Source organism: Jatrophihabitans sp. (genome assembly GCF_036000465.1).
In the GTDB taxonomy this organism is placed as follows: domain Bacteria; phylum Actinomycetota; class Actinomycetes; order Mycobacteriales; family Jatrophihabitantaceae; genus Jatrophihabitans.
Window position 1 is genome coordinate 77,771 of record NZ_DASYFV010000029.1, and the last position, 26,186, is coordinate 103,956.

At 71.0% G+C, this 26,186-nt stretch carries 19 protein-coding genes and 1 pseudogene; 11 read left to right on the forward strand and 9 right to left on the reverse strand.

Annotated elements, in window-relative coordinates; translation table 11 throughout:
• The first annotated feature begins 87 nt into the window (after positions 1–87).
• Together VGN18_RS09710 and VGN18_RS09715 are read left to right on the forward strand one after the other, a co-directional pair.
• Positions 88–3,900 carry a SpoIIE family protein phosphatase gene (locus VGN18_RS09710; protein WP_327539472.1) on the forward strand — a complete coding sequence of 1,271 codons (3,813 nt, stop codon included), beginning with the start codon at positions 88–90 and terminating at the stop codon, positions 3,898–3,900.
• Between the two features lie 65 nt (positions 3,901–3,965).
• Entirely contained in the window at positions 3,966–5,609 is a 1,644-nt protein-coding gene (locus tag VGN18_RS09715) for a PAS domain-containing protein (RefSeq protein WP_327539473.1), read from the forward strand.
• Between the two features lie 3 nt (positions 5,610–5,612).
• Here the strand turns inward: VGN18_RS09715 and VGN18_RS09720 are convergent, their stop codons facing one another.
• Positions 5,613–6,710: an ABC transporter ATP-binding protein gene (locus VGN18_RS09720; protein ID WP_327539474.1), complete on the reverse strand. Its 1,098-nt coding sequence runs from the start codon at positions 6,708–6,710 to the stop codon at positions 5,613–5,615.
• Positions 6,711–6,973: 263 nt separating this feature from the next.
• On the opposite strand from VGN18_RS09720, the pseudogene VGN18_RS09725 reads away from it, so the two are divergent.
• Positions 6,974–7,231, forward strand: a pseudogene (locus VGN18_RS09725) (enoyl-CoA hydratase-related protein); the annotation flags it as partial.
• Positions 7,232–7,244: 13 nt separating this feature from the next.
• Here the strand turns inward: VGN18_RS09725 and VGN18_RS09730 are convergent.
• From VGN18_RS09730 to VGN18_RS09745, 4 genes are all read right to left on the reverse strand, one after another.
• Positions 7,245–7,820, reverse strand: a complete 576-nt coding sequence (locus tag VGN18_RS09730; RefSeq protein ID WP_327539476.1) for a low affinity iron permease family protein — start codon at positions 7,818–7,820, stop codon at positions 7,245–7,247.
• Between the two features lie 302 nt (positions 7,821–8,122).
• Entirely contained in the window at positions 8,123–8,770 is a 648-nt protein-coding gene (locus VGN18_RS09735; protein WP_327539477.1) for a cysteine hydrolase, read from the reverse strand.
• Positions 8,771–9,030: 260 nt separating this feature from the next.
• Entirely contained in the window at positions 9,031–10,134 is a 1,104-nt protein-coding gene (locus VGN18_RS09740; protein ID WP_327539478.1) for an MBL fold metallo-hydrolase, read from the reverse strand.
• Positions 10,135–10,238: 104 nt separating this feature from the next.
• On the reverse strand, positions 10,239–11,243 hold the full coding sequence (locus VGN18_RS09745; protein WP_327539479.1) for a methyltransferase: 1,005 nt from the start codon (positions 11,241–11,243) through the stop codon (positions 10,239–10,241).
• Between the two features lie 181 nt (positions 11,244–11,424).
• Here VGN18_RS09745 and VGN18_RS09750 point away from each other — a divergent pair, with 181 nt between their 5' ends.
• From VGN18_RS09750 to VGN18_RS09770, 5 genes are all read left to right on the forward strand, one after another.
• Positions 11,425–11,868 (forward strand): MarR family transcriptional regulator, encoded by a 444-nt coding sequence (locus tag VGN18_RS09750; protein WP_327539480.1) that lies wholly within the window; start codon positions 11,425–11,427, stop codon positions 11,866–11,868.
• A 259-nt stretch (positions 11,869–12,127) separates the two neighbouring features.
• Positions 12,128–14,353, forward strand: a complete 2,226-nt coding sequence (locus tag VGN18_RS09755) for an ATP-binding protein (RefSeq protein WP_327539481.1) — start codon at positions 12,128–12,130, stop codon at positions 14,351–14,353.
• 91 nt (positions 14,354–14,444) lie between these two features.
• Positions 14,445–15,500 (forward strand): class I SAM-dependent methyltransferase, encoded by a 1,056-nt coding sequence (locus VGN18_RS09760; RefSeq protein ID WP_327539482.1) that lies wholly within the window; start codon positions 14,445–14,447, stop codon positions 15,498–15,500.
• Entirely contained in the window at positions 15,497–16,432 is a 936-nt protein-coding gene (locus VGN18_RS09765) for an alpha/beta hydrolase (RefSeq protein WP_327539483.1), read from the forward strand. The genes VGN18_RS09760 and VGN18_RS09765 overlap by 4 nt, the downstream gene beginning before the upstream one ends.
• Positions 16,432–18,516 carry an alpha/beta hydrolase gene (locus VGN18_RS09770; RefSeq protein ID WP_327539484.1) on the forward strand — a complete coding sequence of 695 codons (2,085 nt, stop codon included), beginning with the start codon at positions 16,432–16,434 and terminating at the stop codon, positions 18,514–18,516. Before VGN18_RS09765 ends, VGN18_RS09770 begins: the two co-directional genes overlap by 1 nt.
• Positions 18,517–18,745: 229 nt before the next feature.
• On the opposite strand, the gene VGN18_RS09775 is transcribed toward VGN18_RS09770, so the two are convergent.
• The 3 genes from VGN18_RS09775 to VGN18_RS09785 all read right to left on the reverse strand — a co-directional run bounded on the left by VGN18_RS09775 (position 18,746) and on the right by VGN18_RS09785 (position 22,779).
• Positions 18,746–19,093 carry a CoA-binding protein gene (locus tag VGN18_RS09775; RefSeq protein WP_327539485.1) on the reverse strand — a complete coding sequence of 116 codons (348 nt, stop codon included), beginning with the start codon at positions 19,091–19,093 and terminating at the stop codon, positions 18,746–18,748.
• Positions 19,094–19,265: 172 nt separating this feature from the next.
• A complete protein-coding gene (locus VGN18_RS09780) occupies positions 19,266–19,697 on the reverse strand; it encodes an ester cyclase (protein ID WP_327539486.1) in 432 nt (143 codons plus the stop codon).
• Between the two features lie 307 nt (positions 19,698–20,004).
• Complete coding sequence (locus VGN18_RS09785) at positions 20,005–22,779, reverse strand: AAA family ATPase (RefSeq protein ID WP_327539487.1); 2,775 nt, start codon at positions 22,777–22,779, stop codon at positions 20,005–20,007.
• Positions 22,780–23,003: 224 nt separating this feature from the next.
• Between VGN18_RS09785 and VGN18_RS09790 the strand changes: the two genes are divergently transcribed.
• Both VGN18_RS09790 and VGN18_RS09795 read left to right on the forward strand, forming a co-directional pair.
• Entirely contained in the window at positions 23,004–23,306 is a 303-nt protein-coding gene (locus VGN18_RS09790; RefSeq protein WP_327539488.1) for a hypothetical protein, read from the forward strand.
• Positions 23,307–23,636: 330 nt separating this feature from the next.
• Positions 23,637–24,167, forward strand: a complete 531-nt coding sequence (locus tag VGN18_RS09795) for a DinB family protein (RefSeq protein WP_327539489.1) — start codon at positions 23,637–23,639, stop codon at positions 24,165–24,167.
• 129 nt (positions 24,168–24,296) lie between these two features.
• On the opposite strand, the gene VGN18_RS09800 is transcribed toward VGN18_RS09795, so the two are convergent.
• Positions 24,297–25,175, reverse strand: a complete 879-nt coding sequence (locus VGN18_RS09800; protein ID WP_414655037.1) for a hypothetical protein — start codon at positions 25,173–25,175, stop codon at positions 24,297–24,299.
• 609 nt (positions 25,176–25,784) lie between these two features.
• Here VGN18_RS09800 and VGN18_RS09805 point away from each other — a divergent pair.
• On the forward strand, positions 25,785–26,168 hold the full coding sequence (locus VGN18_RS09805) for a hypothetical protein (RefSeq protein WP_327539491.1): 384 nt from the start codon (positions 25,785–25,787) through the stop codon (positions 26,166–26,168).
• Positions 26,169–26,186: the final 18 nt, after the last annotated feature.

Below are 26,186 nucleotides of genomic sequence, written 5' to 3' on the forward strand. Positions count from 1 at the left end.
GCTCTCAGCCTAGTGGTGGACGTCGGCGGTACGGGAAGCGTCGACGCCGATACAGTTGGGTCCTCTATCCCGGAAGGGGGCGGCTGGGTGCTCGATGCCGATGCGGCCACGCCGTCCGAGCGTCCGTCCGGGTCCGCCGTCGAGCCGTTCTTCCGCACCGAAGGCAGCGACCTGGGGCGGAACCTGCATGCCGTCGACTGGGCCGCGACACCGCTGGGGCCGACCGGAGAGTGGCCGACGAGCCTGCGCAACGTGGTCCGGCTGATGCTGAGCTCCCGCTTCTCCATGTGGATGGCGTGGGGCCCCGATCTCACGTTCTTCTGCAACGACGCCTACCGGCGCGACACCCTGGGCCGCCGGTACCCCTGGGCGCTCGGCCGGCCGGTCAGCGAGGTCTGGTCGGAGATCTGGCCCGACATCGCCCCCCGCGTCGAATCGGTGGTGCGCGACGGTCGGTCGACCTGGGACCAGGCGCTGCTGCTGTTCCTCGAGCGCAGCGGCTACGTCGAGGAGACCTACCACACCTTCTCCTACAGCCCGCTGACCGACGACGACGGCGATATCTCCGGCCTCTTCTGCGTCGTCAGCGAGGACACGATGAGTGTCGTCAGCCAGCGCCGCATGGCCACGCTGCGCGATCTCGGGGCCGAGCTCGCCCGCGCGAGCACGGAGGACGAGGTGTTCGCGGCCGCCCGCAACCAGCTCGCGCGCGACGACAACAACCTGCCCTTCGCCCTGGCCTACTTCTTCGACGACGCCGGGACGGCCGCCCTGACCTGGCACACCGGCATGCCGATCGGCCACCCCGCCGCCCCCGCCCTGATCCCGACCGACGACCCGTCCGCCCCCTGGCCGGTCGAGCGGCTCGCGGCCGGCGAATCCGTCGAGCTCGACGACCTGGCCGGGCGCTTCACCGACCTGCCGACCGGCGTGTGGACACAGGAGCCGCAGACCGCGCTCGCCGTCCCGCTGCTCCAGCCGGGCCACCGCCGCCCGTACGGCTTCCTCGTCGTCGGGCTGAACCCGCACCGGCCCCTCGACGACGACTACCGCGGCTTCGTCGACCTCATCGCCGGTCAGGTGGCCGCGGCCGTCACGCGGGCGCGGGCGTTCGAGTCCGAGCGGCGTCAGGTGGCCCAGCTGGCCGAGCTCGACCGGGCGAAGACCACGTTCTTCACCAACGTCAGCCACGAGTTGCGCACGCCGCTCACCCTGCTGCTCGGCCCAGCGCAGGACGCCCTCGACGACCGCGGCGCCGAGTTGCTGCCCGCGCAGCGGGAGCGGCTCGACGTGATCCTGCGCAACGGCGAGCGGCTGCTGAAGCTCGTCAACACGCTGCTCGACTTCTCCCGCCTCGAGTCCGGCCGGGTCCGGGCGAGCTTCGAGCCGCTCGATCTGGCGACGTACACGAGCGAGCTCGTGAGCATGTTCAACTCGGCCGTCGACCGCGCCGGGCTGACTCTCACCATCGACTGTCCGCCGCTGCGCGCACCCGTGCACGTCGATCGCGAGATGTGGGCCAAGATCGTGCTCAACCTCGTGTCCAACGCGCTCAAGGCCACCTTCGAGGGCGGCATCACCGTCGCGCTCCGCGAGGTCGGCGACCAGGCCGAGCTCACCGTCCACGACACCGGGGTCGGCATAGCCGCGGCCGAACAGGAACGGCTGTTCGAACGCTTCCACCGGATCAGCGGGGCGACCCTGCGCACGCACGAGGGCTCCGGGATCGGGCTGGCCCTCGTCGCCGAACTCGCGGCCCAGCACCGCGGCCGCGTCACGGTCGACAGCAGGCCCGGCGAGGGCAGCACGTTCCGGGTGAGGCTGCCGATCGGTACCGATCACCTGCCCGCCGAGCAGGTCGTGTCGCCGGCGTCCGAGGCACCGGACCCGACCCGCTACAGCGCCGGCTACGTGTCCGAGGCGATCCGCTGGGTGGTGTCGGGTGATCGCGCGGACGAGGTCCGGCCGCCGGTCGACGACGCGCGGCGTCGCGTCCTCGTCGTCGACGACAACCCGGACATGCGCCAGTACATCGGCGGCCTGCTGCGCGATCTCTACCGGGTCGACACCGCCGCCGACGGCGCGATCGCCCTGCGCGCGGCGCGGGCCGACCCGCCCGACCTCGTCCTGACCGACGTGATGATGCCGAACCTCGACGGTTTCGGGCTGCTGGCCGCGCTGCGCTCCGACCCGACGACGATGCACGTGCCGGTCGTCATGCTGTCGGCCCGCTCGGGCGACGACGCCACGGTCGAGGGGCTCGAGGCCGGCGCCGACGACTACCTGGTCAAGCCGTTCACCGCCCGCGAGCTGCTCGCCCGCGTCAACGCGAATCTCGAACTCGACCGCGTCCGACGCGTCGCCAAGGAGCTCGAACGCAGCCGCGGTCTGCTCGACCAGGCCGAGGTACTCGCCCGGGTCGGCAGCTGGCAGCTCGATCTGGCCACGAACGCGGTCGAGGCGTCGACCGAGTACTACCGCATCCTCGGCGTCGGACGCGAGGCCGTCGACTCGCTCGAAGCGGCCTTCGCCCACGTGGACGACGACGACCGCGCCCGGGCGGCCGACGCCGTGGCCCGCACCGTCGAGACGGGTGAACCGCTCGACGTCGAGGTGCGCCTCATCGTCGGGGACGACCCCGAGCACCGTTCGCTGGTGCGGGTGCACGGCGTGCTCGAGCGTGACGAGCAGGGCCGCCCGAGCGTCATGCGCGGCAGCGTCCAGGACATCACCGAGCAGCGCCGCACCGAGCAGGCCCTCGCCGACGCCCGCGTCGCGCGCGAGGCGGCCACCCGCGAGCACGCCATCGCCGAGGAGCTGCAGCGGAGCCTGCTGCCCCCGCCGACCGTCTCGTCCGATCTCGATGTCGCCACCTATTACCGCGCCGGCGTCGAGGGCACCCAGGTCGGCGGCGACTGGTACGACGTCATCGAGCTCGACGCCGGTCGCAGCGCACTGGTGCTCGGCGACGTCATGGGCCGCGGGGTCAAGGCGGCCGCGGTCATGGGGCAGCTGCGGGCCACGATCCGCGCCTACGCCCGGCTCGAGATGCCGCCGGGCGAGATCCTCCGCCTGCTCGACGCCGCCGTGCGCGAGCTCAACGACTTCATGATCGTCACCTGCATCTACGCCGTCTACGACCCCACCGAGCGCACCCTCACCTACGCGAACGCCGGACACCTGCCGCCCCTGCTCACCATCCCGGGGCACCCCACGCGGCGACTCACCACCGGCGAGCTCCCCCTCGGCGCGGGCGCGAGCGGCGCCGGAGTCGAGACCGTCGAGGTGCCGGTCGGGGCCCGGCTCACGCTCTACACCGACGGCCTCGTCGAGCGCATGGGCAGCGACCTCGACACCGGCATCGACAAGCTCGTCGCGTGCCTCGACCGCACGCCATACCCGGCGCCGGCCGATCCCGCCGCCATCGTCGACCTGCTGCTGCCCGACGGTCCCGACGACGATGTCGCCGTGCTCATGGCCACCGTGCCGCCGCAGCGCGTCGTCCCGCGCTACGCGGTGCACCAGGTCGACCAGGGGCCGAACGGGGTCGCGACGGCGCGCGAGTTCACCGGTCGCACTCTCGCCGAGTGGGGCTACGACGCCGACCGCGTCTTCGACGTAACGCTGATGATCAGCGAGATGGTCACCAACGCGCTGGTGCACGGCACGATGCCGATCGAGGTGCGGCTGCGCAGCTCGTCGGCCGAACTGGTCGTCGACGTGTGCGACGGCTCCCGCCGGTTGCCGCTGCTACGGGCCACCTCGCCGCGCGAGGACGGCGGGCGGGGCCTGCACATCGTCGCCGCGCTCGCCGACGACTGGGGATCCCGGCTCACGACGCACGGGAAGTCGGTGCGAGCCGTCGTGTACGCGCCCCTCCCCCCGGACGATCCGAACTGACCGACACCCCGCCCGCCGGCACCCGTCCGCCCGAGTCGTCGTGGCAGGTCGGGGACTTCGAGACCGTGCTCGACAGCATCACCGAACAGCTGTCCCTGTGGGATCCCGCGATCCGCCTGCGGTACGCGAACGCTGCCCTGGCCAACTGGCTGGGGGCGCCGGCCCGGGCGGTCGTCGGTGCCCGGATGGCCGATCTCGTCGGCCCGGACATCGCCGAGCTGACCCAGCCGTTCTTCCAGCGCGTGCTCGACGGCGAGGACGTCGAGTTCCGACGCGTCGTCGCCGATGCCGACGAGGTGCAGCGGACGTTCTCGGTGCTGCTGCGCCCGTACCGCGTCGCTGCGGAGGTCGTCGGCGTCGTGATGATCGGCATCGACATCACCGCGATCGTGGCGGCGCAGGCGGTGCAGCGCGCCACGCTGACCCGGGTCGCGCTGTCCGAGGAGCGCGATCGGGTCGCGACCTCGGTCGACGCGCTCGTCCTCGCCCCGCTCCACGAGGTGGCCGAGGTGCTGGACGGGCCGGCGCGGCACGACCCGGGCACGCTCGACGGCGCCGCCCTCGACTCGGCCGCCCACCGCGTCCACGACGCGATCGGCGACCTGCGCGCGGCCATCCGGCGGCTCCAGCAACCGGTCACGCCGGCCGAACCGGACGACGTCCTCAGGATCCCGCGCCGCGCAGGCCCCACCCGCCGGCGCGACATCGAGTTCTCGGGCGCGCCCGGCTTCGGCTCCCCCGCCCGCACCCCCTTCACGCTCGCCGAGATCGTCGCGTTGGTCGACGCCCTTCCGACCCTCTCGGTCTGGGACACCCATCTGGTGAACCAGTTCGCGAACGCGCGGGCGGCGACCGGGTTCGGGCGCCCGCGCACCGACATCGTCGGCCGCCATTACGTCGAGCTCGCCGGCGAAACGGTGGCGGCACGCAACATGGGCCACGCGGTCGAGGCGTTGCGCGGCACGACCCAGCGCTTCGACGCCGACCTCGTCGATGCCGCCGGTGAACGCCGCCGCATCCACTTCGTCTACAACCCGATCCGCATCGGTGACCGCGTAGCGGGCTTGGTCGCGCTGCTGATCGAGCTGCCGGGTGAACCGGGTGCGTGGAGCAGTGCCGACGCCCTGACCGAGGACCGCCGGCGCATCGCCGAGGACATCCACGACCACGTGATCCAGCGGCTCTACGCCGCCGGGCTCGCGCTCGACGCGGTCCACCGTGAGGGGCCGGCGCGCCGGGCGGGCCTGCTGTCCGACGCCCGGACCTACGTCCTGGACGCGATCGCGCAGCTCCAGGCGGCCGTGCACGACTTCGACGAGCTCGACGCCGACGACCTGGCGCAGTCCTTCGACCGCGCGATCCGGCGGGCCACGACCGCGCTCGGGTTCGCCCCAAGACTCGACCTCATCGGCGACCCGCACCTCGTCGGGTCGCGCGTGGCCGGTGAGCTGCTGGCCGTGCTCACCGAAGCGCTGTCGAACGCGGCCCGGCACGCCCGCGCGTCGTCGGTGCGCGTCATGCTGGCCAGCGGTCCCGGCCTCGCCTGGCTGCGGGTTGCCGACGACGGTGTCGGGGTCGGTGACACCTCGCGCCGCAGCGGCCTGGCAAACATGGCGGCGCGGGCCGAGCGGCTCGGCGGCCGGTTCAGCTGCCACCCGCGCGAGCCGCACGGCACGGTCATCGACTGGCGCGTGCCGCGCAACCGGTGAGCTTCAGGCCGTGAGCGCCGCGCCGGTGACGGCGTCGAACACGAGCGCGTGGACCGCGTCGATGCCGACCGTGATGGCGTCGCCGCGGCGGACCCGGCTGTGGGCCGGGAACCGGGCGAACAGGTCGTGCCCGGCCACGTCGAGCCCGACGGTCGTGTACGGCCCGACCAGCTCGACCGACCGGACGATCGCGTCGGCGGTGCCGTGGTCGGCCGCCGGCTCGGCGTGGACGTCCTCGGGCCGGATGCCGAGCAGCACCGCGTCGCCGTCGCGTTCCCGCAGCGCGGGCGGCGGCGGGGTCCAGGTGGGCAGGGTCCGCGTGCCGACGCGGTAGGCGCACATCGTCTCGGTGACGACGAGCCGGGCCGGCACGAGGGTGATTCGGCCCGGCGCGACGAGCTCGGCGACGAAACGGTTGACCGGGGCGTCGTAGAGCTCGCGTCCGGTGCCGACCTGCACGACCCGGCCGGCGTCGAGCACCGCGACGCGATCGCTGATCGACAGCGCCTCGATCGGGTCGTGGGTGACGAGGAACGTCGTCACCCCGGCCTCCTTGACCGCCGCGCGGAGCTGCTGGCGCATGCGCACCCGCTCGCTCGCGTCGAGGTGGGCCAAGGGTTCGTCGAGCAGGTAGGCGCTCGGCCGGCCGATCATCGCTCGGCCGAGCCCGACCCGGGCCTTCTCGCCCGGCGACAGCGTGGGCGGCTTGCGGCCGAGCAGTCGCCCGATCCGCAGCCGGGAGGCCTGCGCCTCGACCCGTGCGCGCGACTCCTCGCGGGGCACGCCCTGCACGTCGAGCGGGAAGGACATGTTGCGGGCCGCGTCGAGGAACGGGATGAGTTGGTTGTCCTGCGCGACCATCGCGACGCCGCGCCGACCGCGTTCGGGTGCGGTGCTGCCGGCGATGACGATGCGCCCGGCGCTCAGCCGTTCCAGGCCGGCAATCGCGCGGAGCAGGCTCGACTTGCCGCTGCCCGACGGGCCGAGTACCGCGAGCAGCTCCCCCGGCTCGGCGAGCAGCGTGCTCTCGCGCAGCGCGACGGTTCCGTCTGCGAGCACGACGGTGGCCCCTTCGAGCCCGGTCGGTCCGATGGTGTCCACGAGCACCTCCCTGGTGACAAGGGTAGGCACGGCGTCCGCATGCAGGCAGCGCACGTCAATCCGGGTCGGCCCGCCGCCCCAGCGGAATCGGATGCCACGCATTCGCGATCTCACTGCGGCGAATGGGGCAGTGACAACGCATCGCAAGACGCAGTCCGGTGAAAGCGTGCCGGATCCGCCAGCCGGGGCTCATACACCGCACCGGACTGCCGATACGAACGCGAGCGAGGGGTCCCTCGAGCGGGGGAAATGTCCCGCACCGGATCGGCCTGATCGGGCACGTCGTGCCGGACGGATCGGCCCTCGACAAGGCGCTCGAACTCGCCGGACTCATCGCCGCCAACGGCCCGCTCGCGGTGCAGGCGATCCTCCGCACTATCCGCGAGTCGGAAGGCATGCCCGAGAACGACGCGTTCCAGTTCGAGGCCAAGCTGGGCATGGGCGTCTTCGCCAGTGCCGACGCGAAGGAGGGTCCGCGGGCCTTCGCCGAGAAGCGCACGCCCGAGTTCCGCGGCGTCTGAGGTCGCCGCCGGTTCACTCGGCGGACAGCGTCGGCCGGTCCGTCAGTGCGGCGTCGCGGTCACGGCCGTGGGATTCACGCGCCGCACGAAGCACAGGGTCAGGTGCGTGCTCGAGCGCAAGGTATCGATTGTCGGCCCCGGGCAGCGCCCGCAGGATCTCGTCAAGCTTGCGCTGGGTGGCTGCTTGCTGGCGGGCCTGGGTGTGCTGGATGACGAACACCATCGCCAGGGTGGCGGCGGCGACCAGCGTCTGGAAGATGACCTCCAGCCGGGTCGCGAACTCGACGGTCACGCTGAAGCCGACCCACGCCAGATCGCCGAGGAGGACGACGGCCGCCAGCCACGGACGCGCGGTCAGCCGGTCGATCGAGGACAGGAGCAGGCTGATCCGCGAACGTCGCGGACGCGAGAGTCGGTTCATCCCTCCAGTCTGGCCGCGCAGCACCGACTGGCTTGCGGTCACGTGGGCCGCTATCAGGTTGGCCACGCGCGAACAGCCGTCCAGCCGGGCCGCGTTCGGTTCCCTCTCGGGGTGAGCGGGTTCGCAATCCACACAGCGGACCCGCTCGGGCTCGAGCTCGAGCCCCATCACCCGGGGATACGAATGGGGTAATCCCGCCGGCCCGTGGTGCGGGCAACCGGTGGCCCGCCGGACAACTGCCTCGCCAACGACGACGCAGACTCGTGCGTGAACGCGCCGGTCACGTGGTCAGCGCGACGGCGCAACGCCGGCACCTGGTCCACGACGGCGTCGGGCGCGTTCGGTGGCAGACCTGATCCATCGGCCGAGAAGCTTGTCGGCGGCCACGCCGTGCTCGCTGATCAGATGCGCCCCTACGCCTGCCGGCCGACGTTCACCACGCACCCCAACGGCGACCGGGGTCAGTGTGATCAAGCCTGCTTGGCCGCAGCCAAACCGACGGCCAGGTCGCTGAACTCGCTCGCGGTCATCGTCTGTCCGAACTGGTAACGGAACCTCGCGAGTGCGAAGGAGTGCGCGTCCTGGGCCGAGACGCCTTCGAAGGACTGCGAGGCGCAGGCATCTTCGAGGATCACCACCTTCACACCGGCCATGCTGAGGTCGTCCGAGGTGGTGCCCACGCAGATCGGGGTCGTCAGCCCGCCCATGACCACGGTGTCCCACCCATGCTGAGCCAGGATGTCGAGCAGGGCCCCGGCCGCTACGGCCGAGAAACCCGTCTTGCGCATCACGAGATCGTCCGGCTCGACGAGGTCTGGATAGAACTCGGCGTTCTCCTTCCCGGACATCAGGGGATGGTGCCGCACGACTTCCTCGATCGGCTCGCCGTCGGGTCCCAGGTAGTCACCGGGGTAGTAGATCTCCCGGCACAGGATCACCCGTCCGCCGGCAGCCCGCCAGCTCGCCGCCGCCGCCCGGAAGTTGGCCACTGCCGCGGCTGCGTCCGGGGTGTGCTCCCAGGCCCCGTCGCCGAACCCCTTCTGGAAGTCGACGCCCAGCAGGACCGTGTGCTCCGGGCTCAGGTCGTAGGGCTCCTCGACGCGAGGGTTGTTGCCCATCCGGACCCCCGACCCTTCGCGTCGTGCCACCAACTCGGGCAGGACTCTAACCCAGTCTGGAGGTGAACGGATGTGCGCGTATCGATCTGTCGGATGCGAGCGAACGTGGCGATGAGCGAGTGCCGCGCGCCCTTGATCGTCTCGCTGGGAGCAGGTCCACAGGCCTGTTGCGGGCGCGTTGATCACCAAGCGATCCGGCTGCCGATCTGGCCGCGCGTGTCGATCTGTGCGCAGCGGCTGCGCGTGGGGCCGCGAGAGATCTAGGGCCTGATCCCGAACGGTCCGAGGGTGCCGGCGTCGATGCGCAGTGACTCGAACAGCGCGGCCGCATTGTCGACCGTGAAGACGTCTGCACCGCCCAGCTTGTGCAGGTACTTCTCGGTGACGGGTGCGGCGGCTTGTTGCGCGGCGGCGTCGAGGTAGGTCTTGAAGATCGCCCAGGCATTGCCCGAGGGGCCGTACTGCTGGAAGAACGGGGTCGGGTCGAGGCTCGTCATCGTCTGCTTCACGCTGGCGTCGAGGTCGCCGATGTACCGGCGCTGCAGTTCGGCGTCGGCGCGAACGCCGAGGCGGCCCAGGTGGCCGGACACGAGGGTTGTCCAGCCGTAGTCCATGGCGATGTCGTGTGCCCGTACCCATGCGGGAATGTCCTGGGATACCGCCAGGCTCTTGAACGGCACCCAGCCCGGGAAGAACACGTCGACGACCATCAGGGCACGGTGCCTCGGGGCGTAGATGAAGATGTTGTCCGGCGAATGGTTCGGCCCGTGGAAGGCGAGTTCGAGCCGATCGTCGCCGAATTCGAGAACGTGGTGTTCCTTGAACGTCATCGTCGGGGGTGGACGATTCGGGTCGCCGGCCTCACGAAGCAGGCGTTGGGTCTGCACGTGACCTACTCGGACCACGTCGCCTCCGAAGATCGAGGACGCCCCGATGTGGTCGGCGTGGAAGTGTGAGTAGACCAGGTGGGTCACTGTCGACGGTGTGTCCGTCCTTGCCGTGATCTGGTTGATGGCACGCAGCAGGTTGTGGCCGATGGTGGGGGGTGCGTCCACTACGACGACACCGCGGGTGCCGGTGACGAACATCGACTGGTAGAAGCCATCGGTGACCCAGTACAGGTTGTCGCGGATCTGGCCGACGTAGTAACCGTCGGCGTTCAGTGGTGGACCGAATGAGCTCGGCGGCACGGGTGCGAACGATGGCAGGTCGTCGACAGAGGCCGCCTCTGCCTTGGCGGCACCGGTCGTGATCAGCGTCGGGCCGAGGATGGCCGCGGCGGTCGGCCCCGCAGCGATCAGCGCGGCGCGCCCGAGGAACCCACGCCGGCTCGGGTGCTTCGCGGTTTCCGGGATGTCAGTCATGGCGCTCTCCTCAATCCTTGTAGGCGATTGCGGCGCAGGTGGGCCCAGCCGGACGGCGGACGTCGGTTGTGGCGAATCCGGCGTGACGAGCCTGCGTCTGGACGTCAGAGCACTGTGGCGTGCAGGACCGATATGGGAGACGGGGTGGCAGTGATGCCGTCGAACTGGAGCCCGGCGGAGGTCACGAGCTGTTCGAGTTCTGCTGCGCTGCGCTCGCGGCCGGTGAGCATGCCGAGCATGGTCAGGTCGATCATCTTCGCCATGTGTGGCTGGTCGTCGGCGGTGATCACGAGTTCGAGCGATACGACGCGGCTGCCGGGTCGGCCGGCCCGGGCAATGTTGGCGAGGATGCGTCGGGCGTTCTCGTCGTGCCAGTCGTGCAGGATCATCGAGAGCAGGTACGCGTCGGCCTCGGGCACGGACTCGAAGAAGTCTCCGCCGACGGCGGTGAGGCGCGCACCGAGCCCGAAGGCCTTCGTGTCGGCCTCGGCGGCCTGTATGACGTGCGGCAGGTCGAAGACGATGCCTTGCAGCGACTCGTCGCGCTGAAGGAGCGGGGCGAGGACCGCACCGTCTGCGCCGCCGATGTCGACGACGGTGTGCGCGCCGGGCAGTTCGACCGTGGCGGCCGCGGCGCTCTTGATGCCGTCGGTCAGGTTGGCCATCGCTCGCGTGAATCGGTTGATCTGCTCGGGCTGGCCGGAGATCCATTCGAAGAACGGCGCCCCGTAGTGCAGCTCGGCGGCGGGCCGACCCGTGCGCACGCCCTCGGTGAGGTGCCCGAAGGCGTCGTAGTGCGTCTCCATCCACATCAGGGCAAGGTCGCGCATCGAGCCGGGCGCGTCGGTCACAAGCGTCTGCCCGAGTGGCGTCAGGGCGTAGCGGCCGTCGCCGGCGTCGGCGAACACCCCGAGGGAGGCAAGGGTGCGCACGAGGCGGGTCGTCGCCGCCGGGTCGGACTGCACCGCGTTCGCGAGGTCGGCGCTCGTGCGCGGCCCCCCGACCAGCTGGTCCGGGATGCCGAGCTTGGCACAGGTGTACAGCGCCTGGGCCACCTGGAAGCCGGCGAGCAGCTGCACCATCTGGACCGGCGGTGGTGTCTCGTGCATGACGCTCTCCTTCTGTCGACGGTGCGCTGATACTCTGCTCGCACTCACTAGAAGTCAAGTAGTTAGAGTTCTAGCTTTCATGGAGGGTCCATTCATGGCAGAGGCAATCCGGGTCGGGCGCGGGTTCCGTCGCGAGTTCCCCGGGTGCGATCCGGCCGCGGCGGAGACTCTGGCAAACCTCGTGCGCACCACAACCGAGGCGCTCGGTGAGATCGACCGGCGGCGGCGCGCGCTCGCGGACCTGTCGGCCAGCGGCTTCGAGGCACTGGCCGTGCTCGACGGCGCCGACGGACCGCTCACCGGCACCGACATCGCCAGCCATCTGCTGGTGACGACGGCCAGCATCACCTCACTGCTCGACACCCTCGCTCGTCGTGGCTACATCCAGCGAGGGCCCCATCCGCACGACCGGCGCAAGACGCTGATCTCGCTCACCGACGCCGGCCGGGATCTTGTCGACGCCATGCTGCCGACGGTCCACACCGCGGCCACCCAGCTTCTCGACGGCCTGACCCCCGCCGAACTCGAGGCCCTCGTCGCCGCCTGCACCCACGTGCGCACGCGGGTCGAGCAGCTGTCCCGAACCCCACCGCCGGTGCCCCGCCCCCGCCGCCGGCCCTCCTGACCCACCAGCACCAAGCAGGCCGGCCGGGCATCACACGCCGCGCCCCTCGCCGTCGTTCTGCGCTCAGGTGGTCGTCCGACTCCTGGACCTACGAGGCCGTACCTGCAGCCAGCTCTGATAGTTTCTGCGGTCCGGCCGTCGGCTCACGGCGCGCGGCCGTGACTACTCGTGTCGGCGACTGTTCGGCCGGCCAACGGACGACGGGGTGGAGAAGCGTTACGTCGATCCGCCGTCGCGGATTCGCTCCTACGATGACAAGGTGCTCAGCGTCAGCGCGCCGCCGAAGCCGACCACGGCGCTCGTCGGACGCGCCGAGGAGATGGGCGCCGTCGCTGATCTGATCCTCGACAGTCGGCTGGTCACGCTGACCGGGCCGCCCGGTGTGGGGAAGACGCGCCTAGCCGTTGCCGCTGCCGGCCTCGTCGCCGGCCGGTTCGCCGAGGGCGTGGCATGGGTCGATCTGGTGCCGGTGCGCGGCGCGCAGCAGTTGCAGGCCGAGGTCGCCCGGGCACTGGAGGGGCGGGCCGACGCGCTGCCGGACCGCGCGGCGCTTCTCGTGGTGGACAACTGCGAGCACCTGCTCGACGCGGTCGCCGAACTCGCGCAACGCATTACCTCGGGCTCACGGCTGCGCGTCCTCGCCACGAGCCGGGAGCGGTTGCACCTGACGGTCGAGCGCGAGTTCGCCGTGCCGCCGCTGCCCATGCCGGACGACGTAGAGGTCGGCGACCTCGTAGCCCTGCGCCGCAACCACGCCATGGCGCTGTTGCTGGCCCGGGCACCGGGCGGAGTCTCGCTGACGGAGCGCTCGGCGCGGCCGCTCGCCGACATCTGCGTGCGGCTCGACGGGCTGCCGCTCGCGCTCGAACTGGCTGCCGCTCGGCTGCGCGTGTTCACCCCGGCAGAGCTCTCCTTCCGCCTGCAACACCGCACGGCCCCGCTCGTCGGCGGCCCGCGGGATGCCCCGGCCCGGCATCGCGACCTGCGCGCCGCCATCAGCTGGAGCCACGATCTGCTGACCGACCGCGAGCGCACCGTGTTCCGGCGACTCGCGGTCTTCCCGGGCGAGTGGACGATCGCGGCGGCGGACGCGGTGTGCGCGGTGCCCGACATCCTCGGTTCGGTCGAGTCGCTGCTCGAGAAGAGCCTGGTGCAGCGCGCCGCATCGGACGGCGTCACCACCCGGTTCCGGATGCTGACGAGCGTGCGAGAGTTCGCGGCCGAGCAGCTCGTCGCCCACACCGAGGACGAGGCGACCCGCGATCGCCAGGTCGCCTACGTGGCCGCCCTCGCGCGCGGCTGGGAACTCACCGTCGGGACCGACACGGAGAACGTCACCTGGACCGAGCTCGGCGCGCTGCGGGCCGACCTGGCCGTGACCTTCGAGCGGGCCGGCGCCACCGCCGACACCGCGCACCTGCCCTGGCTGGCCGCCGCGATCGGGTGGTACGCCTACACCCGGGGGCGGCTCGGCAACGGGCCCGAGATCATCGCGGCGATCGACGCCCTGGCCGACCGGATCGACGACTCGGACGCCCGCGGCGCCGCGACCCTGGCCGCGGGCGTCGTCGCGTTCGGACTGTCCGACCTGGAGACAGCCGACCGGCAGCTCCACCACGCCGGCGAACTGGCCGGCGCCGCCGGCAACGAACGGCGCATCGCGATCGCGGAGGCGTTCCTCGGCCACGTCGCGCGCGATCGCGGCGATCCTGCCTCCGCCGCCGGGCGCTACGCCGCGGCCCGCGAGATCTACGCCCGGCTCGGTAACCGGCGCGGCACCGCCTGGGCCGATCACGACCTCGCCCTGCTGGCCGTCGACCAGCAGCGATGGGGTGACGCCGAGACGCTGCTGCGCCGGGCGATCACCCGCTTCGAGGGCCTCGCCTACGACTGGGCCATCGCTGCGTGTGCACAGGCGCTGGCGCTCGCGTTGCTCGGCCGGGAGGAGAGGGACGAGGCCGGCGCGATGCTCGATCGTGCACTCGCGCTGCACGTGCGGGTCGGCGACCGGCGCGGCATCGCGCAGTGCCTCGAGAGCCTGGCCCAGCTGGCGCTGGCGAACGACCGAGCGTCGTGGGCCGCGCGGCTGTCCGGCGCGGCGCAGGCCGAGCGCACCGGCGCCGGGGCCGCCCCCACCGAGGCCGAGGCCGCCCGCGCCGCCCGGCTCGACCGCGAGGTGACCCGCGTGCTCGGCCGTTCGGCCGCCGATCACGAACGGCATGCCGGGCGGACGATGCCGGCCGCCGCCGTCCGCGAACTCGCCGCGCGGGTGACGGCCGAGCCGGGACCCGCCTCCCCCGACCTGACGCCGAGGCAGTGGGAGGTCGCCGCCCGGATCGCGGCCGGCGACACCAACCGCCAGATCTCGTCCCGGCTCGGGATCAGCGAGAAGACGGCCGAGATCCACGTGCACAACATCATGAAGCGGCTCGCGACACCGAGCCGGGCCGGCGTCGCGGCCTGGATGGCCCGGCGCACCCCATAGGGGTTATCCCGTATTCCGGTCCGCCCCGACCGTGCCTAGACCTGAGGTCACCGGCCGCACCGCGCGGCCGCGGACAGAGGGGACGATCGAGATGGCACTCGACGAGGACAAGTTGATGGACTTCCTGCACCGTTTCGTCGGCGATCTGGGGGCGACCATAACGGCCGGCAGCGTCGTGGTCGGGCACCGGCTGGGGCTCTACCAGGCCCTGGCCACCGGGCCGGCCACGGCCGACGACCTGGCCTCGCGCACGAACACCGACCCGCGCTACGTCACCGAGTGGCTGCGCGGCCAGGCCGCCGGCGGCTACGTCATGTACGACGCGGCGAACGACACGTACTCGCTCACCGAGGAGCAGTCGTTCGTGCTCGCCGACCCGGACGGGGCGGTGTACGCGCCGGGCGCGTTCGTGCTGGCGCTGGGCGCCCTTCAGGCGGAGCAGCGGGTCACCGAAGCCTTCCGCACCGGCGCCGGCATCGGCTGGGGCGAGCACGACCACGGCGTGTTCGTCGGCTGCGAGCAGTTCTTCCGGCCCGGCTACCACGCGAACCTGGTGCCGGCCTGGATCCCCGCCCTGGACGGCGTCGAGGCGAAGCTGACGGCCGGCGCCCGCGTCGCCGACATCGGCTGCGGCCTGGGGGCATCGACGATCCTGCTTGCCCAGCAGTACCCGCAGAGCCAGGTGATCGGCTGCGACTACCACGGCGGCTCCATCGAGCTCGCGCGCAAGCGGGCGGCCGACGCCGGGGTCGCTGACCGCATCACCTTCGACGTGGCGAGCGCGCAGGACTTCCCCGGCTCGGACTACGACCTCGTGACCACGTTCGACTGCCTGCACGACATGGGCGACCCGGTCGGCGCAGCGGCGCACATCCGTCGATCGCTCGCTGCCGACGGCACCTGGTTGATCGTCGAGCCCGCGGCCGGCGACACCGTCGCCGACAACCTGAACCCGGTCGGACGCGTCTACTACGGGTTCTCGACGTTCCTGTGCGTGCCGAACGCGCTCTCGCAGCCGGGGGGCTACGCCCTGGGTGCGCAGGCGGGCCAGCAGGCCATCAGTGACGTCGTGCGCCAGGCCGGCTTCACCCGCTTCCGCCGGGCGGCCGAGACGCCGTTCAACATCGTGTACGAGGCACGCCCGTGACGGTCGGGCTCGATCCGGTGCGCACGGTGTCCTCGCGGAGGACAGTGGACGCCGTGCGCGCGCGCCCGCCGGATCGCAGCGGCTATGCCGTGCGCGACGGCGTGCGCCTGTACTGGGAGCAGAGCGGGCGCAGCGGCCCGGCGATCTTCCTGCTACCGCCCTGGTCGATCGTGCACTCGCGATGCTGGAAGCTGCAGGTGCCGCACCTGGCCCGGCACTTCCGAGTGATCACGGCCGATCCGCGCGGCAACGGCCGCTCGGACCGTCCGGCCGGACCGGAGCATTACGCCGACCGCGTACTGATGGACGATGCCGTCGCCGTTCTCGACGCGGCCGGCATCGACGCTGCCGTTCTCGTCGGGTTGTCGATGGGGGCGCGCATCGCACTGCAGCTCGCCGATGCGCGCCCCGACCGGGTCCGCGGACTCGCCCTGCTCGGCCCCTCCGTGCGGACGACCGCTCCCCCGCCCGCCTGTTGGGTGCAACCGTTCGAGCAGGTGCCCGACTCCGACGAGGGATGGAACCGGTTCACCGCCGACTACTGGCGGCGCGACCTCCCCGGCTTCGCCCGGTTCTTCTTCGGCGAGGTGTTCCCCGAGCCGCACTCGTCCAAGCAGATCGACGACGCGGGCGAGTGGGCGGCGCAGACCGACGCCGAGACCATGATCGCCACGCAGCGCGCCCCGTTCCTCGGTGACGGGTTGCGACCGGAGGAGGTCAGCGCGCTGGAGCTCGCCGACCGGTTGCGCTGCCCGTCCCTGGTCATCCACGGCGACGACGACCGCATCGTTCCGATCGCCACGGGCCGCCAGCTCGCCGTCGCGCTGGGCGGTCGTCTCGAGGTGATCTCGGGTGGCGGTCATTGCGTGCAGGCCCGCCATCCGGTGCGGGTGAACCTGCTGCTGCAGCACTTCGCCGAGAGCGTCGGCTGATGCGCGCGCGGGAGCCGGAGCGCACGGGCTGGGCGGCGCAGGACGGGGTGCGGACGTACTGGGCGGAGTACGGGTCCGGACCGGTGACCGTGCTGCTCATGGGCACCTTCCCGGTCGTCGACGGGCAGCAGTGGAAGGCGCAGGTTCCCTACCTCGCCCGCCACTATCGGGTGATCACCGTCGACCCTCGGGGCAACGGGCGATCCGACCGGCCGGTCGGGCCAGACGCTTACGGCGACGAGGTGTACGCGCGCGACGCGCTCGCCGTGTTCGATGCGACGGGCACCGATGCGGCGTTCCTCGTCGCGCTGTGCTCGGGCATCAAGTGGTCGCTGCTGCTGGCATCGGCCGCGCCGTCGCGGGTACGCGGGATAGTGGCGATCGCGCCGGGCGTGCATCCCCTTGCGCCGCACCCGAGCCCGATCGACCCGGTCGACGCCGCGGCGTGGCAGGGCCGCTTCGACGGCTGGATCGACTACCACGCTGACGTGTTGCTGCCCGAGCCCCACTCGTCGAAGGTGTTCGACGATCTCGTCGGGTGGACGCATCAGACCGATCTCGACGTGCTCACCGCCCGCACCCACGCGCCGCTGCACCCATCCACTGAGGATGAGGCGGTCACGCTGGCCCGGTCGATCACTTGCCCCGTGCTCGTCGTCCACGGCACCGAGGACCGGTGCCAGCCGCTCGAGCGCGGCCGGCGCTTCGCCGCCGTGGTCCCCGGTGCCCGGCTCGTCGTCCTCGAGGGCGCGGGCCACCTGCCGCACGGCCGGCATCCCGTTCGGGTCAACACCCTGATCAAGGAGTTCGTCGACATGCACGCTCCGCCCGCCGCCACCGCCCGCAGCCCCTGGTTGTTCGCGCGGGAGCGGACCCGCCGCGCGCTGTGGGTGTGCTCGCCGATCGGGCTCGGACACGTGCTCCGCGATCTCGCGATCGCGCGGGCGCTGCGTGAGCGGGTGCCCGATCTGCGGATCGAGTGGCTGGCGCAGAGCCCGGTGTCGGAGGTGCTGACCGCGCACGGCGAGATCGTGCACGACGCCAGCGCCGAGCTCGCGTCGGAGTCGGCCCACTGGGAGAGCGAGGCATCCGACCACGGGCTGCACGCCTTCTACGCGTTCCGGCGGATGGACGAGATCTTCTGCGCGAACTACATGCTCTTCGACGAGGTCGTGCGTGAGACGGCCTACGACCTGTGGGTCGGTGACGAGTCGTGGGAGGTCGACCACTTCCTCCACGAGAACCCCGAGCGCAAGATCGCGCCGTACGCGTTCCTGACCGACGTCACCGGCTTCCTGCCGGTCGACCCGGAAGGCGACCCGCGCGAGGCGGACCTCTGCGCCGACTACAACGCCGAGATCATCGAGCACCTGGACCGCTACCCGTACGTGCGGGATCGGTCGGTGTTCATCGGCTCGTTCGCCGAGCTGCCGGCTGCCTCGATGGGGCCGGGCCTGCCGGGCGTTCGCGACTGGTCGCAGCGGATCTACACGAGCGTCCCGTACGTGGTCCCTTTCGATCCGTCTGCCTTCCGGCGTGCGGCCGCGCTGCGTAGCTCTCTCGGCTACGGCACCGGCTACCCGCTCTACATCGCGGCAGTGGGCGGTACGGCGGTCGGACGCGACCTGCTCGAACTCACCGCCGAGGCGTTCGCGATCGTGCGCAAGGAGCAGCCCGCTGCCCGCATGGTCATGGTCACCGGCCCGCGCCTCGCCCCCGATGCGTTGCCGGACGTCGAGGGTATGGACAAGCGCGGCTACGTCCCCGACCTGTTCGCGCACCTGGCCGCCGCCGACGCGGCGGTCGTCCAGGGCGGGCTGTCGACGACGATGGAGCTCGTCGCGGCGCGGCGGCCATTCGTCTACTTCCCGCTCGCGCAGCACTGGGAGCAGCAGCACTTCGTCACCCACCGGCTCGACCACTACCGCGCCGGCACCCGGATGGACTTCGCGACGACCACGCCACCCGAACTCGCCGCCGCGCTGATCGCCGCTCGTGCGACCCGCCCCGCTTACCGCACGGTGCGCCGCGGCGGCGCCGAGAAGGCAGCCACCCAGTTGGCCGGACTGCTGGTGCGCCCATAGCGTCGGCCAGGCCGCCGGTCGCATTCGCATCGTCAATCCCCGGGCGCCGTGCCGCGTTCAGGACCAGGCTGCACTCAGCCCCTCATTGGTCGAGGACGTCGTCGGCCGGCTACCCCCGATGCGCCGGATAGCTAGCTCCGACGACAGGCATCGGTTGCGCTCATGGCGCTGGTCCAGCCGTCGGTGGCTTCCGGACCAGGTCCGTGATCGCTGGTGATTGTCAACGCGGTCACTGTACGTGGCGCGGGACGTTGCCGGTGAGGGAGAAGATCGCGCGCATGACCTGTTGACCCCCATCAGCAGTTACGCCGAACATGCACGGGCAGCCGCCGTCGATGACCGTGATGCCGTGCTCGCGGCCGTATGTCGCGGCGGACTCGGAGACGCTCCCCCGGCCCGGTCCACGGTGCATCCAGACCTGCTTGATGCCGAGTCTGTCGCACTCGCGGATCGCGGAGTCGGCTGTCTCCGGCCGCGTACCGATGACCACCCAATCGACACCGCCGGGAATGGCGGCAAGGTCGCGGTAGCACCGGTCGCTCTCGACCTGCTCGGCGTTGGGATTGACGGCGAACACCCCTCCTCTGTCTCGCTCACCCAGCGGAATCGATCAGCTGCTCCCATCGCAGCGCTGGCTCGCGTCCCCGACACCTGCCAACAGGTCTGCATCGCCAGGGCCGATCGGCATAGCGTCGCGCCCGCACTCAGTTCGTAGGTAGGCCCTGAGCAGGTCACCGCTCCGATGTGCGTCAGATCGTGGCTACGCCGAGCTGGGTCAGCATCGTCAGGAGATCGAAGTGGTGACGCTCGAGCGACATCTTGTTCTCGCGCCAGATCTGCCACATCGCCGCCCAGACCTCGATGGTGCGTCCAGTCGGTGGGATCGCGCCGGCAGGCGTCGTCAGCGACCCGTTGTGGGTGCCCCGCCAGATGATCTCCAGCACCGTCGTGTCGCCGTCGACTACCAGGCCGACCAACTCGCCGGCCGCATCGGGGAAGGCCACCCGCCAGTCCTTCAAGGCGTCGATGGTCGGCTCGATCCCCTCGAAGCGACGACCGGTGGCCAGCTCTTCGTAGACGAATCCGGGCCCGGCGAGGTCACGGACCCCGTCCCAGTCACCGCGATTGAACGTGTCCAGGGACTCCCGAGCCCCCTTCTCGATCAGGCTCTGATCATTCATCAGTCGCCCCCTCGCCTCTGGTGCGGACTATGCCGCGCAGGATGCTCTGCTTGCACCTGGGGTGTCCAGGCTCCGACGAGAGAACGGGACCTTCGGTCCGCTCTCACGGCTCGCTCCGTCGCGTGGACACATGACGAAATGCTGGGTATTTGAACAAGGGCGCGGCATCGTGGCGACCTTCCCGCGTTTCGTGTCGGCGACGGTGAGCCGGCGCGCGAGGCTTACCGGCGTTGGTCGGCGGGCTCGTACGTCGCGCTGACCTGCAGGTGATCGGACCCGCCGTTCATCCGGGGCGAGCTCGCCGAGGTCATGATCGGGTGGAGGTTTGGTCTCTCCATCGTGCTGCCAGTTCGCTGCGGGTGCGTACGCCCAGTTTGGCGTAGGCGCGGGTGAGGTTGGCCTCGACGGTTCGCACCGATACCGACAATTCGGCGGCCACGTCGCGGTTCGAGCGGCCGTCGGCCACCAGCACGACAACGCGCGTCTCGGCGTCGGTGAGTGTGTTGCCCGACGGGGTTCGACCACCGAGCCGGGCGATCTCGTTCCGTGTCTGCGCCATCCACAGCTTCTCACCGTTGGTGGTGAAGATGTCCAACGCCGCAGCCAGCTGCGTCCGGGCCGCGGCGCGACGCCCGGCACGACGCAGGCTGCGGCCGTGCTCGAGATGCGTGCGAGCGCGCTGATGCGGCCAGAAAAAGCGTTCGTGGTGGTGGTGCGCTTCGGTGAACGCCGAGGCCGCGTCGTCGGGGCGGCCCTGAACCGTGAGCAGCACTCCCCGGGCCCGCGCGGCGGTCGCGAGAGCGAACGGCCGGTCGTAGCGGCGCCCCACCCGTTCCCAGTCGGTAATCGCGCGGGTGGCGTCATCGAGAGCGTTCGAGCGGATCAGCGCCTCGAGGTAGTCGGGCAGGAAGTAGTAGACGCCGGGTTCGGTGTGGCCGATGGCGCGCCACAAAGCGATCACGGGAGCCAGGGCGTCTCGCGCTTCGGCGGCATTGCCGATTGACAGCTCGAAGAAGCCGCTGACGATGCCGTACCCGGCCTCGTTGTACCGGTCGCCGACCTCGTCGCACATGGCACGAATGCGGGTCAGGAGTGTGCGTGCCTCGTCGATATCCCCGCGGTGGGCGGCCACCCAGGCAGCGAAGACGAGGCGCATACACAGCTCTTGCGACGTCTGGTCCTCGCCGGTGGCGGCGAGGGCCAGGTCGATCGAGCGTTGGGCGTCGTCGAGTTGACCGGTGCGTAATGCGACCTGGCACAGCTGCATGGCCGCCGAAGCGACGCCGTCTTCGTTTCCGGTGTTGATGGAAGTCTGGAGGTGTTGTTGCAGCAGCCCGGTCGCCTCGGCGAGTTCGTCGCGTTGGATCAGGACCTCCGCGAGGCCGACGTCCGGTGCGACGTAGGCGATGTCGCTCACGTCGTCGTGAAGCTGGTGCGTCAACGCCACGGCCTCGCGCAGGAGGTCCAGCCCTTCGGAGTCCGGCTCGGCCAGCGCGAGCTCGAAGCCGAGCTCAGGGAGGATGGCGATCAGCGCGCCGACGTCGCCGGCGGTCCGGGCCTCCGCTACCGCGGCGCGCTGCATCGCGATGGTCCTGGCCGTGTCAGCGACGACGGCGGCATGGATGCTGATGCAACGGATCCGCCCGCGCAGCGTCACGCTCTCCGCGACAGCCCGTTCGGAGAGCGCGATCGCGCGTTCGTGTGGAACGACGCCGCGGAAGGCGAGCTGCGCGATTGCTTCGGCGTGTGCGTCGCCCGGCGGGAGAGCCTCGCTCAACTGGGTCCAGATGCTGACTGCTTTCGCGAGGTCACCGGCAACCGCATGCCACCCTGCCGCGGCGAGGCGCCGTCGCCCTGCTCCGGATGGATCGTCGGCGGGGGTGAGCCGAGCCGCGATCTCGGCGAGGCGGGCCGCGTCTGCGGGCGCCCCCCGGGTGGCCGCGGCCTTCGCGCCTGCCTCGACGGTGGCTGCCGTCGCTCCGCTCGGTTCGATGGCGGCGACAGCGAGGTGACGCGCCCGTTCCTCGATGCTCGCGGCGTGCTCGGCAAGCAGGGTGTGGATCTCTCGTCGCCGACGCGGGGACACGACTGCGTAGGCAGCGGCGGCCAGCAGAGGATGGGTGAATTCGACCCGGCCGTCGTCACCTTCGGTGAGGATCTGCAGGTCGAACGCGACGTCGAGCTTTGACTCGTCTGGCAGAACCTCCCGGAGCCGCCGCACGTCCGGGTCCGACATCGCCGCCACGGTCGCCACGGCCGACAACGTCGCTGCCGGCAACTCCGCGAACCTGCGGCCGACGAGATGCCGGACATCGTCCAGAGTCAGCGGGCGATCGAATCCGTAGTTGCCGTCAGGACGCGATCGCGCTACCTCCAGAGCGTAGAAGGGATTTCCACCGCTCACCCGGTGCAGAGCACGCGCTGACGGAGCGGTCAACGGCTGCCGCAGGTGTTGACGAACCACGGCCCGGAGGCTGTCGACCGACAACGGCTCGATCAATGTCCGCTGCACGTCGTCGCCGTCAAGGCCGAGATCGAGCGGTGACGCCTCCGATCGCCACGTGACCAGGACGGCCACGCGGTCGACCGGCAGCCGGCGCACGGCGAACCGCACCACGTCAGCCGACGGCGCGTCGAGCCATTGGGCATCATCGATGCAGATCAGTAATGGCTGCCGTGCCGCGAGCGCCCGCAACGCGGAGACTGCGGCTGCCGCGACAACTTGCGGGTCCACGGCAACGGATGGTGAGTCAGCCCGCAGCAGCGCCACATCCAGCCCGCGACGCTGCAGCGGCGGCAACTCGCTCGCCACCTCGTCCATGCAGGCGCCGAGCAGCACCTCGAGCGCCGCGTAGGACATGGCCGCCTCGACCTCGCGCGGACGAACGACCAGAACCCGCCGCCCGGCCTGGCCGGCCGCCGCCGCCGCTGCTCGCCACACCGTCGACTTGCCGATGCCGGCCGGGCCCTCGATCACGACTGCGCGCTTCCGCGCATCGGCGATGCCTCGGGCGATCTCTGCCAGCTCGGCATCTCGCCCGATCACCGTTGCGTCCACCGTCCCCGGCACGTACGCGGGCACACGCGGATCCTAACGACGGCCGTGCCCGAGAGGATCAGTCGAAAGCCTCTTTTACGACCGGACCAAGCGCGGGCCACAACCCCGACGTCGCGCGGCCCACCCAGCACCCGCGCAGCGTTGGTGGCCGAGGCCAAAGTATGGGGGATTCTCGGATGACCGGTCACGTCGGCGCTCCTACGGTCGTACCACCTCAATCACCGGGGCCCAACGAGAAAGGCAGAACAATGCTCACACGTCACCGCCGCGCCACCACCGTCACCGTTCTGCTCGCCGCCATCGCCGCGCTCCTGGCGCTCGCCAGTCCGGCCTACGCGCAGCTCCCGGTGCCCGACTTCGGGCCACCCAATCCCGCCACTCCCGTCGCACCGACGGTTCAGGCGACCTCGAGCGGGGCGCCCCTCTGGGTGTTCGCCCTAGTCGTCCTGGTGACCGCCGTGCTCACCGTCGGGACAGTCGCGGCCACGCTGCAATTCAAGACCGCACACCGCGGCGGGCTCTCCTGGATCCGGCAGCCGCACCACTCATGACGTGGTTTGGGGCCGCCGCCGAGAGGTGGACCGCACCGGCTGACCATGCTGGCCGGCTCGGGTGTGCTTCGGGAGCCGGTCTGGCGCACCAGCGCGGAACGAGAGATGTCCAGATCTTCGGCGCCGCACCCCTGACAGACATAGAGGTGCTGACAGGCATCGGTCGGCATCCGCTCCGTGCTGTGGCCACCGCACTCGGGCCACGGCAACGCCGCCACCGTCAACACCACGGGCCCACCCAACCAGTCTCTGTCACCCCGCCGTCGCGCGGAGCCGGTTGAGGTTGCCGTCGGACGGCTCGTACCGTGTCATCGAACCGAAGGAGCTGCGATGGTGCCGCCGGCCCCGGACGTGGACGCGATTCACGTCGAGCTCGAGCGCGCGCGCACGGAGTTCCACGAGCTCGTGCAGGCCGGCACACCCGCTGATCTCGCCCGGCAGTCGAGTGGCACGCGATGGAGCAACCGTGAGCTGCTGTTCCACATGCTGTTCGGCTACCTGATCACTCGAAACCTTCGCGTCATCGTGAAGATCGTGAGCCGCCTTCCGGAGCGTGCACAGCACTGGTTCGCGGCCGCCCTCGACGCTGCTGTGCGCCCGTTCCACCACATCAACTACTGGGGTTCGCGCGCCGGCGGGCGGATACTCACCCCGGCTCAGATGGCCGGATGGATGGACCGAGTCGTCGGCTCGCTCCACCGCCACCTCGAGCGAGAGGGCCCCGCGACACTTCAGCGCAGCATGGCCTTCCCGACCGGATGGGACCCGTACTTCAGTGAGCGCATGTCCCTCGCCGAGGTCTACCACTACGCGACGCTGCACTTCGATCATCACCGGCGACAGCTCACGTACGACGATTGAGGCATCGACGATCAACGGCGCGGACACTCCCGACCCAGCCGCAGCACAGCGTGACTACGCCGAAGATGTAGCTCGTTCGCCGACGCCGACGAGGCGTCGTTCCGGTTCGCTCGGATGGTGCTGGGCGGGTCAGGCCGCGGCGCCGCGCATGCATACGACCGTCAAGGTGACCGGCCCGGAGGAGAAAGCGGTCCGGAAGTCCCATCCGCTGGCGTAGGTGGCGTCGCGGAAGCTGGACGTCACGTTGACGGCACCGCTTCCGTTGTCGTCCCAGCCGCCGCTCAGCGCGACGTCGGCGGCGGAGGCGCAGTAGACCTTGACGACAGAGCTGGGAGTCATCTGGTCCGTAGCGAGACCCACGCTGGTCACATAGGTGGAGAAGGCCGACGACCCGGCCGGGCCCTGCGGGCCGGCGGCGCCGGTGTCGCCCTTGGCTCCGGTTGGTCCGGTGTCGCCAGCAGCGCCAGTAGCTCCGGTGTCGCCCTTGGCGCCCTTGAGGGAGTCCAGCCACTGCTGCGGCGTGCCCTGGAAGCCGTTCTTCACGGCGACGTCGTAGGCGCTCGAGCCGTCCTTGCCGTCCGCTCCGGGGAGCCCGCTCGCGCCGTCCTTGCCTGTCGCGCCATCTGCTCCGGTGAGCCCGGTGGCGCCGTCCTTGCCTGTGGCGCCGGGGAGGCCGTTTGCTCCGGCGAGCCCGGTGGCGCCGTCCTTGCCGGTCGCACCGGTGAGGCCGGACTTGCCGGTCGTTCCCGTCTTGCCGGGGGCACCGGTTTTGCCGGTGGCACCGGTCTTGCCCTCGGCGTTCCACACGATCAGGCGGGCACCGCCGGGGCAGCTCTTCGTGCCGGTCGGCACCAGCTGCAGGTGCTGGTTCGGGGAGACGCACGTCGTGATGACGCCCCGGGTCAGGGGAGCGGAAGTGGTTCCGGCGCTGGCGATGCCGGCGCCGGTAGCGCCGAGACCGACAGCGACACCTGCCGCCAGGACGATTCGGGTGCTCTTACGAGTCATCTTCACGAGGTGGTCCTTTCGTCCCGCTGGTGCGGGGATGGGCCGCGTCATCGGCGGCCGGGCCGGGGCGGCCTCACCAGCGAGGGTGCGTGCGCTGCGCGGTGCAGCATTCGATCTTCGATGACCATACACGGACCACACTTCGGACGTTTCCGAGATGGTCCCCGCGTGTGTGCTCGCCAACGAGGGTGGCGGCACCCAGCTCGGGCCGCTCGCGTCGGCCGGTGCCCCTACCCAGTGGAGGACCGATGCCGGTCAACCATCATCGCCGCCCGCAGGCTGCGGCAGGTCGCGTAATCGATGACCCGCCCACCGCCACCGCGACCCGCGCCGCGCGGCTGCCGCTGCTGAGCCGGCTCGCGGCTACTGAATTCTCGGTTCGGATGAACCGCTGGTCGGCCGGTGACGTGTCTTGTTCAGTGGCACTCGTCCGGGTGCTCGCGACCTGAGATGGGGTGGCAGATGTCAGCCTCCGTTATCGGTAAGTTCGGTCCGCTGGCCGCCGGAGTCACTGCGTTGGTGGCGCTGGTCGCCGGGTGCGCCAGCAGTTCGACTTCCGCGAAGTCGACGGCCGGCGCAGCGTCGAGTGGCGCTCAGAGCCAGCCGTCGGTGAGCAGTTCGGCCGGCGCCCTGAAGACCGGGTCGACCTCCATCGGCACGGTCCTGGTCGACTCGTCAGGGCACACGGTGTACGAACTCGTCGGCGACTCGACATCCCACGAAATTTGCACCGGCGGCTGCCTGGCCATCTGGCCCCCCGTGAAGAACAACGGAAGCCAGACGATCGTGAACGGCCATCCGGTCTTCACCTTCACCGGCGACAAGTCAGCCGGACAGACGAACGGGCAGAACGTGACCGACCAGTGGGGCCGCTGGCTGGCTCTCGATGCCGCCGGAAACGCGGTCGGTGCCACTGCAGGCTCGACGGCACCCGCATCACACACCCCGACGACGAAAGCCAGTGCTCCCGGTGGCGGCGGCCCGGCTTTCTAGTGGCTCGAGGGGCACGGT